At 74.2% G+C, this 16,215-nt stretch carries 3 protein-coding genes (1 of these 3 running past the window's edge); all 3 read right to left on the bottom strand.

The annotated features are described in order from the left end of the window. Tightly spaced (each overlapping or abutting the next), the 3 genes in view from EV186_RS31950 to EV186_RS31940 form a layout consistent with a single transcriptional unit that may run on beyond the window. Positions 1 to 5,434, bottom strand: the 5' portion of a protein-coding gene (locus EV186_RS31950) for a type I polyketide synthase (RefSeq protein WP_133853229.1). It extends 8,258 nt beyond the left edge of the window; 5,434 of the gene's 13,692 nt are visible here — the first part of the coding sequence; the start codon lies at positions 5,432 to 5,434; its stop codon lies off the left edge, out of view. Beyond that, complete coding sequence (locus tag EV186_RS31945) at positions 5,427 to 5,822, bottom strand: hypothetical protein (protein WP_133853228.1); 396 nt, start codon at positions 5,820 to 5,822, stop codon at positions 5,427 to 5,429. Before EV186_RS31945 ends, EV186_RS31950 begins: the two co-directional genes overlap by 8 nt. Then, entirely contained in the window at positions 5,812 to 16,215 is a 10,404-nt protein-coding gene (locus tag EV186_RS31940; RefSeq protein WP_133853227.1) for a type I polyketide synthase, read from the bottom strand. Before EV186_RS31940 ends, EV186_RS31945 begins: the two co-directional genes overlap by 11 nt.

The raw sequence follows: 16,215 nt of genomic DNA, 5'->3' as shown, positions 1-16,215 counted from the left end.
CGCTCGGCGCGGTGAGCCCGTTGGACGCGCCGTCGGAGTTGATCGACGAACCGCGGACGACGGCCAGCACGTCGTGGCCGTGGCGGCGGGCGTCGGCGAGCCGTTCGACCACGAGCACGCCGACGCCCTCGCCCCAGCCCGCGCCGTCGGCGGCCGCGGCGAACGACTTGCACCGGCCGTCGGCGGACATGCCGCGCTGGCGGGAGAACTCGACGAAGATGCCGGGGCCGGCCAGCACCGTCACCCCACCGGCGAGTGCCAGATCGCAGTCGCCCTGCCGCAGGGCCTGCGCGGCCAGGTGCAACGCCACCAGCGAGGACGAGCACGCGGTGTCGACGGTGACGGCGGGCCCTTCGAGCCCGAAGGTGTAGGCGATCCGGCCGGACACCACGGACAGCGACCCGCCGGTGGCGAGGTAGCCCTCGGCGCCCTCCGGCGACGCGGCCAGCAGGGTCGGGTAGTCCTGCCCACTGGTGCCCGCGTAGACGCCGGTCCTGCTGCCGCGCAACGACAACGGGTCGATGCCCGCGCGTTCGAACGCCTCCCAGGACGCCTCGAGCAGCATGCGTTGCTGGGGGTCCATGGCGAGCGCTTCGCGCGGCGAGATCCCGAACAGGCCGGGGTCGAACGCGGTCGCCTCGGCCACGAACCCGCCTTCGCGGGCGTAGCTGGTGCCGGGGTGGTCGGGATCCGGGTGGTACAGCGCGTCGAGGTCCCAGCCGCGGTCGGCGGGGAACGGGGTCAAGGCGTCGGTGCCTTCGCTGACCAGACGCCACAGGTCGTCCGGGGACGACACACCACCGGGGAACCGGCAGCTCATGCCCACGATGGCGATCGGCTCGTCGGTCACGGCCGCAGCGGGCACAACCGGGGTTTCCTCGACATCGCCGGTGAGTTCGGTGGCCAGGAAGCGGGCGAGCGCGGTGGAGGTCGGGTGGTCGAAGACGACGGTCGCCGGGATCCGCAGCCCGGTCAGCAACGTGAGCCGGTTGCGCAACTCGACCGAACCCGCCGAGGACAACCCGAGATCCGAGAACGCCCGTCCCGGCTCGACCTCGGCCACCGACTCGTAGCCGAGCACCTGCTGGACCTGCTCGCGGACCAGGTCCAGCAGGGCGCGGTTGCGGTCCGCGGCCGAGGCCCGGACCAACGAGGCGGCGAGCGGCGTCTGGTCGGTGTCCGCCACCTGCGCTGTCTGCTCGGCGGCCGGCTTCGGGGCGAGTTCGTCGAGCAGGTGGGTGTGGTGGGTCGCGGTGAAGAAGTAGGCGAACGTGTCCCAGTTCAGGTCGGCCACCGCGACGGAGGTGTCGTCGTGGTCGAGGACCTGCTGCAACCCGGCGATGCCGAGCGCGGGGTCCATCCGCGGGATGCCGTGGCGGCCCATGGCGTCGCCCAGCGCGCCTTCGGCCATGCCCGCACCCGCCCATGCGCCCCAGGCGATCGACGTGGCCGGCAAGCCGAGGTCGCGCCGGTGCTGGGCGAACGCATCGAGGAAGGCGTTGCCCGGCCCGTAGTTGCCCTCGCCCGCCGCGCCGAACACCCCGGCCAGCGAGGAGAACAACACGAACGCCGACAGGTCCAGCTCCCGGGTCAGCTCGTGCAGGTTCAGCGCGACCTGGCGCTTGGCCCGCAGCGCGTGGTCCATCCGCTCGACGGTGAGCGAGTCGACGATGCCGGAATCGACGACGCCGGCCGCGTGGAAGACCGCGGTCAGCGGGTGCTCGGCCGGGATCTCGGCCAGCAGCCCGGCCAGGACGTCCTTGTCGGCCGGGTCGGCGGCCGCGATGGTCACGCGGGTGCCCAGCTCGGTCAGCTCGGCGGCCAGTTCGCGCGCGCCGGGAGCGGCCGGGCCCCGGCGGCTGACCAGCAGCAGGTGCTCGGCGCCGGCGCGGGCCAGCCAGCGCGCGACGTGCGTGCCGATCCCGCCGGTGCCACCGGTGACGAGCACGGTGCCATTGGGCCGCCAAGTGCGCACCGGCTCGACGTCCTGTGTGGACGCTCGGGCCAGCCGAGCTGCGAGCACACCGTTGGCGCGCAAGGCAACCTGGGGCTCGTCACCGGTGAGCACGGCGGCGAGCCGGGCGTCCGGCGTGCCGTCGAGGTCGATCAGGCCGCCCCAGGTGGGGTACTCGTGCGCGACGACCCGGCCGAAGCCCCACAGCAACGCCTGGTCGGGGTGGTCGAGCCGGTCCGAGGGGCCGGTGCACACGGCGTTTCGGGTCACGCACCAGATCGGCGCGGTGATCCCGGCATCCTTGAGCCCGTGCAGCAGGGTGAGCGTGTCGGCGAGCCCGGCGGGCAGGCTCGGGTGCGCGGGACGGGGATCCTCGTTCAGGGCCAGGAGCGAGAGCACGCCGGTCACCGCAATGCCGTCGAGGCGGCCGGCGAGCGAGGCGCGGTCGGTCTCGGTCAGCTCGAACGGGACCACGGTGGCGCCGCTCGATTCCAGCGCCGACCAGCAAGCGCGTACCAGGTCGTTGTCCGCCATGCCTTCGGCGAACGGGAGCAGCCACGTGCCGTCCAGCCGGGCCGCGCGGGTCGCCACCGGCCGCCAGGCGACCCGGTACCGCCAGGAGTCCACAAGGGACTGCTCGCGGTCCTGGCGGTGCCAGGCGGCCAACGTCGGGAGCAGGGTGCGCAACGGCGTGTCACCGGTGACGTCCAGCAGCCCGGTGAGCGTGTCGAGGTCGACGCGGTCCACGGCGTCCCAGAACCGGGCGGGTCCCGCCGCCGACGGCGGGGGCGTCCACTCGGCGGTCTCCAGCCAGTAGCGCTTGTGCTGGAAGGCGTACGTCGGCAGGTCGACCGGACGGCCCTCGGGCACGACCGCGGTCCAGTCGACCGCGACGCCGTGCACGTGCGCCTCGGCCAGCGCGGTCAGCCAGCGGCGCAGGCCGCCCTCGTCGCGGCGCAGGCTGGCCAGCACCGCGGCCCGTGCCCCGCACGCGTCGACGGTCTCGGTGATCGCGCCGGTCAGCACCGGGTGCGGGCTGACCTCAAGGAAGATCGTGCGGCCCGCCGTCACCAGCGCCCGGATCGTCCGGTCGAAGTGGACGGTCTGGCGCAGGTTCGTGAACCAGTAGTCCGCGTCGAGCGTGGCCGGCGCCTCGGTGACGGTCGAGTGGAACGGCACGTCGGCGGGCCGGGGCGTGATGGTCGCGAGGTCGGCCTGCAGGCGTTCGCGCAGGCGCTCGACCTGCGCCGAGTGCGACGCGTAGTCCACCGGGATGCGCCGGGCCCGGATGGCCCGGTCGGCGCAGGTGCTCAGCAATGCCGTCAACGCGACCGGATCACCCGAGACTACTGTGGACAGTGGGCCGTTCTCGGCCGCGATCGAGATCCCGTCGGTGAGCAGGTCGGCGACCTTGGTCGCCGACGCGGCCACGGACACCATGCCGCCGTGGCCGGACAGCTCCTCGCCGATCACCTTGCTGCGCAACGCGACGACCCGCGCACCGTCCTCCAGGCTCAGCGCGCCGGCCACGACCGCGGCAGCGATCTCGCCCTGCGAGTGCCCCACGACGGCCTCGGGCGTCACGCCCGCCGTCTGCCACAGCGCGGCGAGCGACACCATGACCGCCCACGACGCGGGCTGCACGACATCGACCCGGTCCAGCGGGTCCTCGCGCAGCACGTCGAGCAGCGAGTGGTCCCAGTGCGGTGCCAGGGCGGCCGCGCACTGCTCGATGCGGGCCCGGAACGCGGGTGCGGTGTCCAGCAGTTCGGCCGCCATACCGGCCCATTGCGCGCCCTGACCGGGGAAGACGAACACGACGCCGCCATGGCCGAGGTCGCCGGTGCGGCGCACGACCCCGGTCGAACCGCCGTCGTCCGCGAGCGTGGCGAGCCCGGCCCGCAGCGCCTCGGTGCCGTCGCCGAGCACGACGGCCCGATGGTCGAGGGTGGCCCGCGTGGCGACGAGCGCGTGCCCGACGTCGACGGGGTCGGCGTCGGGCGTCAGGTCGTCGAGCAGCCGCGCGGCCTGCGCGGTCAATGCTTCGGCGGTCTTGCCGGAGATCACCCACGGCACGACGGCGGGCCGGGTACCGACCGGCTCGGTGTCCTGGGCCGGCGGGGCTTCCTCGATGATCGCGTGTGCGTTGGTGCCGCTGACCCCGAACGACGAGACGCCGGCCCGGCGCGGCTCCGCGGTCCGCGGCCAGGACTGGTGTTCCGTGAGCAACTCGACGGCCCCGGCCGTCCAGTCGACGTGCGGAGTGGGCTCGTCGACGTGCAACGTCTTCGGCAACGCCTCGTTGCGCAGCGCCATCACCATCTTGATGACACCGCCGACGCCCGCGGCCGCCTGCGCGTGACCGAGGTTGGACTTCACCGAACCCAGCCAGAGGGGCCGGTCCCGGTCCTGGCCGTAGGTGGCGAGCAACGCCTGGGCCTCGATCGGGTCGCCGAGCGTCGTGCCCGTGCCGTGGGCCTCGACGGCGTCCACATCGGACGGTGCGAGCCGGGCGGCGCGCAGGGCCGCGCGGATCACCCGTTGCTGCGACGGGCCGTTCGGCACGGTCAGGCCGCTGGACGCGCCGTCCTGGTTGACCGCGCTGCCACGCACGACGGCGAGCACCCGGTGGCCGTTGCGCCGGGCGTCACCGAGCCGTTCGAGCACCAGCATGCCGACGCCCTCGGCCCAGCTCGCGCCGTCGGCCGACGCGGCGAACGACTTGCACCGGCCGTCCTCGGCCAGGCCGCCGGAGACCGCGAAGTCGACGAAGGTGTTCGGAGTGACGAGCGCGGAGACGCCGCCGGCCAGGGCCAGCGTGCACTCCCCCGCCCGCAGCGCCTGCCCGGCGAGGTGCAGGGCGACCAGCGAGGACGAGCAGGCGGTGTCGACGGTGAGGGCTGGTCCTTCCAGGCCGAGGGTGTAGGACACCCGCCCGGAGATGACACTGCCCGCGCTGCCGGTGCCGACGTAGGGGCCGACGCCTTCCGGGATGGCCAGCGCGCGGCCGATGTACTCGCTGTACATGGCGCCCGCGAACACCCCGGTGCGGCTGCCGCGCAACGACAACGGGTCCAGGCCCGCGCGTTCGAGCGCCTCCCAGGACGCCTCCAGCACCAGCCGTTGTTGCGGGTCCATGGCCTGCGCCTCGCGCGGGCTGATCCCGAACGGGGCCGGGTCGAACCCGGCGAGGTCGTCGAGGAACCCGCCCTCCCGGCTGAAGTTCGCGCCCGCGCCGTCGAAGAAGCCCAGGTCCCAGCCACGGTCGGTGGGGAACGGCGAGATTGCGTCCGTGCCGTCGCTGACCAGGCGCCACAAGGCTTCTGGGCTGTCCACACCCCCCGGGTACCGGCAGCTCATCCCGATGATGGCGATGGGTTCGCGGTCGGCGGCCTCGACCGCGCGCAGCCGCGCCCGCACCTGGCTCAGATCGGCCGTGGCGCGCTTGAGGTATTCGCGCAGCTGCGCTTCGTCAGCCATCGAGGCCCCCGGCGATCGAGGCAAGCACAAGCTCCTGGACGCTGCCGGTCGGCCGCGACGATCGAAGCGGCGCACGCAGGCATCCGGCGACCGCCGCTTGCGGCCGCCACCACCCGTCGCCGGCCATCGCCGCCGGTGGCACTGCCGCCTGCTCGCGCCACCACCGCCGGCTCGCCAGCACGGCCTGGTCGGTCTCGGCCACGGTGCGCCTGCCGGCACTGGCGGCACGGGTGGCAACCCCGCTTGCCCCGCGCTCGGCGAGCGAGACGGCCGACGCCTGCTCCAGCCACCACGCCCGGCTCACCACCACGGCCCGGTCCACCGGAGTGGCCGGCGGTCCGTCGGTGGCAACGGCAACCTGCACGTGCCGGTGCGGCTCATTCGCCATCCGAGCCTCCGTCGATGAGCGCGAACATCTGCTCGTCCGTGGCCAGGTCGAGCTCGGTCACCTCGTCCAGCGGCACCGATTCCACGTCATAGCGGGCGATCAGGGCGTGCAGGCGGGTGAGCGCCCGCGCCCGCGTCTCGTCCCGTTCGTCGGTGAGCGCGAGGCCTGCCTCCAGCCGGTCCAGTTCGGCGATCAGCGGGGACGGGCCCTCGACGGCCTCGACCGCCAGCGCGGTGCGCAGGTGCTCGGCCAGCTTGACCGCCGTGGGGTGGTCGAAGATCAGCGTGCTGGGCAGCCGCATGCCGGTCGCGGCGGCGAGCCGGTTGCGGATCTCGATCGCGGTGAGCGAGCTGAACCCCAGCTCCATGAACCCGCGCTCGGGGTCGATCGGGTCCACCGAGGCGTGCCCCAGCACCGCGGCCGCGTCCCCGCGGACGAGGTCCAGCAGCAGCCTGCGCTGTTCGAGTTCGGACAACCCGGCCAGCCGGGAGACCAAGTCCGGCCCGCTGCTCGGGCCGTCGCCGGCCGTGCGCCACACGGGGGCGCGGACGAGGCCCCGCAGCAGCGCGGGCACCGGCGCCGACGCCGCGCCGGCCCGCAGCGTGGCGAGGTCGAGGCGGGTCGCGACGACGTGAGCGGCACCAGCGTGCAAGGCCGCGTCGAACAGCGCGCGTCCGTCCTCATCGGACAGTGCGGCGCCCGCCCGGGTCGCCCGGGCCAGATCGGCCGCGTCGAGGTGCGCGCCCATCGCCCCGGTGCGCGCCCACATGCCCCAGCCGATCGACGAGCCCGGCCGCCCGGCGGCGCGGCGGCGCTGGGCCAGCGCGTCGAGGAAGGCGTTGGCCGCGGCGTAGTTGCCCTGGCCGACCGAGCCCATCGTGGCCGCGGCCGAGGAGAACAGCACGAACAACCCGAGCGGCATGCCCTCGGTCAGCTCGTCCAGGTGCACGGCCGCGTCAAGCTTCGGCGCCAGCACGGTGTCGAACTGCTCGGCGGCGAGCGAGCCGATCACGCCGTCGTCGAGCGCGCCTGCCGCGTGCACCACGCCGCCGAGCACCCGATCGCCGATCGCGGCGGCCAGCTCGACCCGGTCGGCCACGTCGCAGGCGAGCACCTCGGCGCGCGCGCCGAGTTCGGCCAGGTCCGCCACCAGCTCGGCCGCCCCGGGCGCGGCGGGGCCGCTGCGCGAGAGCAGCAGCAGCTCACGCACGCCGTGCTCGGCGGCCAGGTGCCGGGCGATGACGCCGCCGATCATGCCGGTGCCGCCGGTGACCAGCACCGGACCCTCCACAGTGGAGGGTGTGCCGGTCGCGTCGGCGCGGGCCAGGCGTGGCGCGAGGACCGTGCCCCGGCGCACCGCCAGCTGGGGCTCGTCGAGCGTGAGGACGTCGGCCAGCCGCGCCACGGACTCGTCGTGCTCGTCGAGGTCGACCAGCACGAACCGGTCCGGGTTCTCGCTCTGCGCGGTGCGGATCAGGCCGCGCACCGCGGCGGCGGCGAGGTCCGGGACGTCCGCGGTGGCCGTCGTGGCGACCGCGCCGTGGGTGAGCACGACCATGGTGGCGTCGGCGAACACCGGGTCGTCGAGACAGCCCTGCACGGTGAGCAGCACGTCGTCGAGCAGGGCACGGGTGGCCTCGGTGACGGGTCCGGCCGGGGTGTCCCCGGACCACACGACGACGTCCGGTGCGGGGCGCCCGGCATCGACCGCTTCGAGCAGTGCGTCGAGGTCGCCGTGCCAGTCGACCGCGCCGACGTGGCCGACCAGGCGCTCGGCGATGCCCGCGGAGTCGGTGCCGATCACCGACCAGGACGCGGGAACCGCGTTCTGCTGTGTCCGGTTCTGCTGGGTGGAGGCAGGCACCCAGTCGAGGCGGAACAACGAGTCGACCGGGCCGCGGCCCGCGACGCGCAGGTCCTCGGGCGACACCGCGCGGGTCACCATCGACTCGGCGGTCAGCACCGGCGCGCCCGCCGGGTCGGCGAGGTCGATGCGCACCGCACCCGCACCATCGGCCCTGCTCAGCCGAACACGCAGGCTGCTCGCGCCGATCGCGTGCACGACGACGCCGCGCCAGGCGAACGGCAACCAGATGGTGTCGGCCGCACCGCCGATCAGCCCGCCCAGTTCCATCGCGTGCAGCGCCGCGTCGAGCAACGCGGGGTGCACGCCGTAGCGGCGTGCCTCGGTCTGCGCCTGCTCCGGCAGGGCGATCTCGGCGTAGACGGCGTCATCGACGCCCTCGGCACCGCGCCAGACCGCGCGCAGCCCCTGGAACGTCGGCCCGTACACGTAGCCGGCGGCCGCCGCTCCGGCGTAGAAGCGTTCGATGGCAACGGGTTCGGCACCCGCGGGCGGCCACTGGGTCAGCTCGACGGCGTCGGTCCGGCGGTCGCTCAGCAGGTGCCCGGTCGCGTGCGTCGTCCACGGCACGTCCGGCTCCGCGCCCTCCGGGCGGGAGAACACGGTCACCGTCCGCTCGTCGGCCGCGTCGCCGGGCGCGCCCACGATCACCTGCAGCACGACGGCGTCGCGTTCGGGCACGGCCAGCGGCGCCTGCAACGTCAGCTCACCCAGCCGGGTGTGCCCGATCTGGGCGCCGGCGAGCAACGCCATCTCGACGAACGCCGTGCCGGGCACCAGGTTCGTGCCGCGCAGGACGTGCTCGGCCAGCCACGGCTGGGTGTCCGCGGCCAGCCTGCCGGTCAGCAGCACGCTGCCGTCCCCGGCCACCGGCACCGCGGCACCGAGCAGCGGGTGGGCGGTGGCGCCGAGGCCGACCTCGGCGACGTCGTCGGCGACGTGCACCTGCTCCGGCCAGAACCGGCTGCGCTGGAAGGCGTAGGTGGGCAGGTCGACCCGGTGGCCCTCGGGCACGACCGTGGTCCAGTCGACGGGCACGCCGTGCACGTGGGCGTCCGCGAGCGCGGTGAGCCAGCGGTCGCGGCCACCCTCGTCGCGGCGCAGCGTGCCCAGCACGGCGCCCGCGGTGTCGGTGGCCTCCAGCGTCTCCTGGATCGCCACGGTCAGCACCGGGTGCGCGCTGGTCTCGACGAACATCGACCGGCCGTCGGCCAGCAGGTTCCGGGTCGCCTGCTCGAACAGCACCGGCTCACGCAGGTTGCGCCACCAGTACTCGGCGTCGAGGGCTTCGGTGTCCAGCACCCCGCCGGTCACCGCGGAGTAGAACGGGATCGCGCCCGAGCGCGGCCTCAGCGGCGCGAGGTCGGCCAGCAGCCGGTCCTTGACCTGGTCGGCCTGCCGGGAGTGCCCGGCGCAGTCGGTCGGCACCCGTCGGGCCCGCAGCCCGCGCCGCTCGCACTCGGCGAGCAGGCCGTCGACGGCGTCGAGGTCACCGGACACGACCGTGGACAGCGGACCGGACAGGCCCGCGATGCTCAGCGCCCCGTCCCAGGGCGCGATCAGCCGCTCGGCGGTCTCGGCGGAGACCGACAACGACACCATGCCGCCCTTGCCCGCCATGAACTCGCGCAGCAGCAGGCTGCGCAACGCGACCACGCGCGCGCCGTCGAGCAGGCTCAACCCGCCCGCCACGACCGCGGCCGCGATCTCGCCCTGCGAGTGGCCCACCACGGCCGAGGGCCGCACGCCCACCGACTGCCACAACGCGGCCAGCGAGACGTTCACCGCCCACAGCACCGGCTGCACGACGTCCACGCGCTCGAGCGGCGGGGCGTCCGGCACGCCACGCAGGACGTCGAGCAGCGACCAGTCGACGAACCCGGCCAGTGCCTCGGCGCACTCCTCGACGCGGGCACGGAACACCGGTTCGTCCTCCAGCATCCGCACCGCCATGCCCGCCCACTGCGAGCCCTGGCCGGGGAAGACGAAGGTGATGGCGCCACGACCGGCCACGCCGGTCAGCACGCCGGGCCGGGTGCGTCCACCGGCGACGTCCTGCAGAGCGCCGACGAAGGACGCGCGATCGGAGCCGAGCACCACCGCCCGGTGCTCCAGCGACGCGCGCGAGCGCACCAGCACCGACGCGACGTCGCGCGGGTCGCGGTCGTCCACAGTGGACGCCAGACGGGTCGCCTGGTCACGCAGGGCCTCGGCGGTGCGCGCCGACAGAACCCAGGGCAGCAGAGCCGGTGCGGCCTCGGCCGCGCGGACCGGCGCGTCGGCCGGGTACTCCTCGAGGATCACGTGGGCGTTCGTGCCGCTCACCCCGAACGACGAGACCCCGGCCCGGCGCCGCCGCCCGGTCTCGGGCCACGGCCGCGACTCGGTCAGCAGCGACACCGCGCCCGCGGTCCAGTCCACTTCGGGCGTCGGCTCGTCGATGTGCAGCGTCTTCGGCAGCACGCCGTGACGCATCGCCATGACCATCTTGATCACGCCGCCGATGCCCGCCGCGGCCTGGCTGTGCCCGATGTTGGACTTCAGCGAGCCCAGCCACAGCGGATCGCTCGCCCGTTCCTGGCCATAGGTGTTGAGCAACGCCTGCGCCTCGATCGGGTCACCGAGGGTGGTGCCGGTGCCGTGAGCCTCGACCGCGTCCACATCGGACGGTCGAAGACCGGCGCCGGTCAAGGCGGCGCGGATGACCCGCTCCTGCGACGGGCCGTTCGGCGCGGTCAGGCCGTTGGACGCGCCGTCCTGGTTCACCGCCGAACCCCGGATCACGGCCGTGATCGGGTAGCCGGCGCGCTGCGCGTCCGAGAGCCGGGTCACCAGGACCATGCCGATCCCTTCGGACCACCCGGTGCCGTCCGCGGCGGCGGCGAACGCCTTGCACCGGCCGTCGCGGGAGAGCGCGCGCTGCCGGGAGAACTCCACGAACACGGCGGGCGTCGACAGCACCGTCACCCCGCCGGCGAGCGCCATGTCGCATTCCCCGGTGCGCAGCGCCTGCGCGGCCAGGTGCAGCGTCACCAGCGACGACGAGCACGCCGTGTCCACCGTCATGGCGGGCCCTTCGAGCCCGAACGTGTAGGACACCCGGCCGGCGAGCACGCTGCCCGACGTGCCGGTGCCGATGAAGCCCTCGGCGCCTTCCGGCAGGACGGACATCGTGGCGGCGTAGTCGTAGTACATGAGGCCGGTGAACACGCCGGTCCGGCTGCCGCGCATGGACGTCGGGTCGATGCCCGCCCGTTCGAACGCCTCCCAGGACGCCTCCAGCATCAGCCGCTGCTGGGGATCCATGGCCAGCGCCTCGCGCGGGCTGATGCCGAACGGGGCCGGGTCGAAGGTGTCCGCGTCGTGCACGAACCCGCCCTCGACCACGTAGGACTTGCCGGAGCTGTCCGGGTCCGGGTCGTAGAGAGCGTCGAGCTGCCACCCGCGGTTGGTGGGCAGCGGGGAGATCGCGTCGGTGCCGGTGGCGACGAGGCGCCACAACTCGTCCGGGCTGTCCACCCCGCCCGGGTAGCGGCAGCTCATGCCGATGATCGCGATCGGCTCGTCGCTCGCGACCTTCGTGGTGGCCGCGCGCGTCGGGCCCTCGATTCCGAGCAGGCGCGGGCGCAAGTGGGCGGCCAGCACCTCGGGTGACGGGTAGTCGAAGACGAGGGTCGCGGGCAGGCGCAGACCGGTGGCGAGCGAAAGCCGGTTGCGCAGCTCGACCGCGGTGAGCGAGTCGAAACCCAGTTCCTTGAACGAGCGCTGCGCCTCGAGCACGGCGGCCGAGGCGTGCCCGAGCACGGTGGCCGCCTCGGTGCGGATCAGCTCCACCAGGACCCGGGACTGCTCGGCTTCGGCCAGACCGGCCAGCTCGGCGCCCAGCCCGGTCGCCGCCGCCGCAGCGGTGGCGGCACGGCGGGTCCGCCGGCGGACCAGGCCACGCAGCAGCGCCGGGATACGGGTATCAGGGTCACGGTCGTGCTGGGCCTGCAGCAGGTCCAGGTCGAGTGGCATCGCGACCACGTGCGGCCGATCGCCGGCGCAGGCCCGGTCGAGCAACGCCAACGCGTCCTGAGTGGACAGTTCGCCGCCCGCGCGGGTGATGCGGGCGCGGCCGGTGTCGTCCAGGTGCCCCGTGATGCCACTCCGTTCGGCCCACAGGCCCCAGCCGATCGACACGGCGGGCTTGCCGTGGGCGGCGCGGTGGCGGGCGAGTCCATCAAGGAAACCGTTGGCGGCGGCGTAGTTCGCCTGCCCGGCCGCGCCGAACGTGGCCGAGGCGGAGGAGAACAGCACGAACAACGCGAGATCGGCGTCGGCGGTCAGCTCGTGCAGGGCGACCGCGCCACGCACCTTCGGGTCGAGCACCGTGTCGACGCGCGGCGGCGTGAGCGCCGAGGTGATGCCGTCGTCCACGACCCCGGCCGCGTGCACGATGCCCGTCAGCGGGTGCTCGGCCGGGATGGCGGCGAGCACTTCGGCCAGGGCGGCGCGATCGGTGACGTCAGCCGCCACCACCGTCACGTCCGCGTCGAGCTCGGGTGCTGGTCCGCCGGTGCGGCTGACCAGCACCAGGTGCCGGATGCCGTGCCGCTCGACCAGGTGGCGGGCGACCTGCGTGCCGAGCGCGCCGGTCCCGCCGGTGATCAACACGGTGCCGTCGGGGTTGAGGGCGCCGGGATTCGGGGCGCTGCCGGTGTCGCGCGCGAGGCGGGGCACGAGGACCTGGCCCGCGCGGATGCGCAGGTGCGGCTCGTCGTGGCCGAGCGCGGCCTCGACGTCGAGGCTGCCGTCGGTGTCGACGAGCACGAACCGGTCAGGGTTCTCCAGTTGCGCGGCGCGCACGAGCCCCGCGACGGCGTCGGCCGCCACGCCACCGGTGGTGACGATGGCGAGGCTCGTGTCGTGGGCGAGCGCGCTTTGCAGGGCGGCGAGGGCGGCGTAGGTGGCGGTCCGGGTGGATTCGACCAGGTCGTCGCAGGCCGTGGGGATCTCGACCCGCTCGAGGTCCACCGGCGCGGCCGTCGAAGCGGCAGGCACCCAGTCCACGGTGAACAACGCGGTGTGTGGACCGGCCTGCGTGGCGTCGGCCGGACGCAGCGTGAGGCCATCGATCGTGGCGACCGGGCTGCCGGTGCTGTCGGCGAGGTCCACCGCGAGCGCGTCGGTACCGGTGGCGGTCAGCCGGACCCGCAGCGCCCCCGCGCCCGCGACGTGCAGGCGAACGCCGGACCACGCGAACGGCAGCCGCACGCCGCCGGTCACCAACCCGGCGGCACCCGCCGCGTGCAACGCGGCATCCAGCAGGGCGGGGTGCAGGCCGAACGGTTCGCCCTGCGCCGTCCCACCCTGCGCCGTCCCACTCTGCGCCGCGTCCGGCAGCGCGACCTCTGCGTAGACGGTGTCCCCGGCCCGCCACGCGGCGGTGAGACCTCGGAACGCCGGGCCGTAGTCGAGCCCGGCTTCGGCGGCCGCGGCGTACCAGCCGTCGACGGGCAGCGGCTCGGCGGCGGGCGGCCACTCGGCGAGCCTGCCGGCCTCGACCGCGCTGGCCTCGACCTCGGTGGCGGACAACACGCCTTCGGCGTGGCGGACCCAGTCGCCGTCGGCGCGGGAGAAGATCGTGAGCGGGCGGCGGCCGTCGGCGTCGGGCGGGCCGACGACGAGCTGGACCGCGACGCCGCCGGTGGCGGGCAACGCGAGCGGGGTCTGCAAGGTCAGCTCGTCGAGCGTCGGGCAGCCGGCGAACTCCCCCGCCCGCAGCGCGAGCTCCACGAACGCCGTACCCGGAACCAGGATCGTGCCGAGGACGACGTGCTCGGCCAGCCACGGGTGGGCGGCGACCGACAGGCGGCCGGTGAGCAGGGCGCCGTCGTCGGTGGCGAGCGAGACGGCCGCGCCGAGCAGTGGGTGCTCCGCGCTGGCGAGCCCGGCCGCGGTGACGTCGCCGGCCGGCGCGGTGACCGGCCAGAACCGCTCACGCTGGAAGGCATACGTGGGCAGCGGGACCTTGCGCCCGCCGGACAACACCTGCGCCCAGTCGACGTCCACCCCGCGCACCCACGCGGTGCCGACCGCGGTCAGCAGCGCGGTCACCTCGTCGCGGCCGGAGCGCAGGACCGCCACGGATTCCTCTACGTGCGCGGACAGCGCGGCGTCGGGGCCCAGCTCCAGGAACGCGGTGACGCCGTTGTCGCGCAACGACTGCACGCCGTTGCCGAACCGGACCGTGTCGCGGACCTGCCGCACCCAGTACGCCGGGTCGGTGACGTCGCCGGGCATCCGGATCTTCGGCTGGTGGTAGGTGAGCGACTCGGCGACCGCGGCGAACTCCGCCAGTATCGGCTCCATCAGCCGTGAGTGGAAGGCGTGGGACACAACGAGTTTCTTGACCCGGCGGCCCTCGGCGCGCCAGGTCTCGGCGAGCGCGTCGAGCTCGTCCTCGGTACCGGAGACCACGAGCGAGGTCGGGCTGTTGATCGCGGCGATGTCGATGCCCGCCGGGACCTGGTCCTCGGCGACCTCGGCGGCGAGCATCGCCCCGCCCGCGGGCAGGGCCTGCATCAGGCGACCGCGCGCGGCGACCAACGTGCACGCGTCGTCCAGGGACAGCACCCCGGCGACGTGGGCGGCGGCCAGCTCGCCGATGGAGTGGCCGAGCAGGAAGTCGGGCTTGATCCCCCAGGACTCCAGCAAGCGGAACAAAGCCACTTCCAGGGCGAACAACGCGGCCTGCGCGCCTTCGGTCTGGTTGAGCAACGCCTCGTCGTCGAACGGGATCGGTTCGAACCGGGCGGTGATCTCGTCCATCGCGGCGGCGAACACCGGGTAGGTGTCGTAGAGCTCGCGGCCCATGCCGACGCGTTGCGAACCCTGGCCGGTGAACAGGAACGCCGTCCGGCCGGACTCCGCGCGACCACTGAGGTACCGGCGTTCGGTGAGCGCGGCCCGTGCGGAGTCCACATCGGACTCGATCAGCAGGGCGCGGTGCTCGAACTGGGCCCGGGTGGTCGCCAGCGAGTAGCCGACGTCGAGCAGGCGCTGATCCGCCAAGCCTTCCGCGAGCCGATCGGCCTGCGCCGGCAACGCCTGCGTGGTGCGGGCGGAGATCAGCAGCGGCACCGGCCTGCTGCTCGGCCCGTCGGACTCAGCGGGCTCGGCCGGGCGCCCCGGGGCGTCTTCGAGGATCACGTGGGCGTTCGTGCCGCTGATCCCGAACGACGAGATGCCGATCCGGCGCGGTTCGTCGCCACGCGGCCACGGCTGGGCTTCGGTCAGCAACGCCATCGTGCCCGCGGACCAGTCGACGTGCGGGGTCGCCTCGTCGGCGTGCAGCGTCCTGGGCAACGTGCCGTGCCGCAACGCGAGGATCGACTTGATCACGCTCGCGACCCCTGCCGCGGACTGCGTGTGGCCGATGTTCGACTTGAGCGAGCCGAGCCACAGTGGACGGTCGCGGCCGGTGCCGTAGGCGGCCAGCAAGGCTTGCGCCTCGATCGGGTCGCCGAGCGTGGTGCCGGTGCCGTGCGCCTCGATGGCGTCGACCTGCTCGGGCGCGAGCCGGGCGTTGGCCAGTGCCGCGGCGATCACCCGCTCCTGGGACGGCCCGTTCGGCGCGGTCAGCCCGTTGGAGCCGCCGTCCTGGTTCACCGCCGACCCGCGCACCACGGCGAGCACCGGCAGGTCCTCGGCGAGGGCACGGGACAGCGTGGTCACCATGACCATGGCGGCGCCCTCGGCCATGCCCATGCCGTCGGCCGAGGCGGCGAACGCCTTGCACCGGCCGTCGGAGGCGAGCCCGCGCTGGCGGTGGAACTCGTGGAAGGGTGTCGGGTGGGCCATCACGGTGACGCCGCCGACGAGCGCGTGCGTGCAGTCGCCGCTACGCAGGGCGTGCCCGGCCAGGTGCAACGCGGTCAGCGACGACGAGCAGGCCGAGTCCACGGTGACCGCCGGACCTTCCAGGCCCAGCGTGTAGGCGATCCGGCCCGACACCACGGAGGTGGCGCTGCCGGTCATCACATAGCCCGCGGACCCGTTCGCGCCGGCGTTGCCGCCGTTCATCACGACGTCGTAGCCCTGGCCGTTGGTGCCGACGAACACGCCGGTCCGGCTGCCGCGCAGGGCGTGCGGTGAGATCCCGGCGCGTTCCACGGCCTCCCACGCCACCTCGAGCGCGAGCCGCTGCTGCGGGTCCATGGCCAGGGCCTCGCGCGGATTGATCTCGAAGAAACCCGGGTCGAACTCGGCGGCGTCGTGCAGGAACCCGCCGAACGCGCGACCGGCGAGGTGTTCGGCGTTCCAGCCGCGGTCGGCCGGGAAGGCCGTGATGGCGTCGCGACCCTCGGCCAGCAACTGCCACAGGTCTTCCGGGCTGCGCACGCCACCGGGCAGGTGACAGCTCATCGCGACGACGGCGATCGGCTCCCCTTCGCCGGACTCCGCCGCGCGCAGGCGCTGACGGGTCTCGTGCAGCTCGGCGATCACCCGGCCGAGGTAGTCCCGGAGTTTCTTCTCGTCAGCCAT

Source organism: Labedaea rhizosphaerae (assembly GCF_004362825.1).
Taxonomy (GTDB): domain Bacteria; phylum Actinomycetota; class Actinomycetes; order Mycobacteriales; family Pseudonocardiaceae; genus Labedaea; species Labedaea rhizosphaerae.
The sequence above is the reverse complement of the archived record's forward strand: the minus strand, read 5'-3'. Positions and strand labels throughout refer to the sequence as shown.

Bases quoted from the DNA above. Each gene is read 5' to 3' on its own strand.
- EV186_RS31945 (WP_133853228.1), bottom strand. From the start codon at position 5,822: ATGGCGAATGAGCCGCACCGGCACGTGCAGGTTGCCGTTGCCACCGAC.
- EV186_RS31940 (WP_133853227.1), bottom strand. From the start codon at position 16,215: ATGGCTGACGAGAAGAAACTCCGGGACTACCTCGGCCGGGTGATCGCC.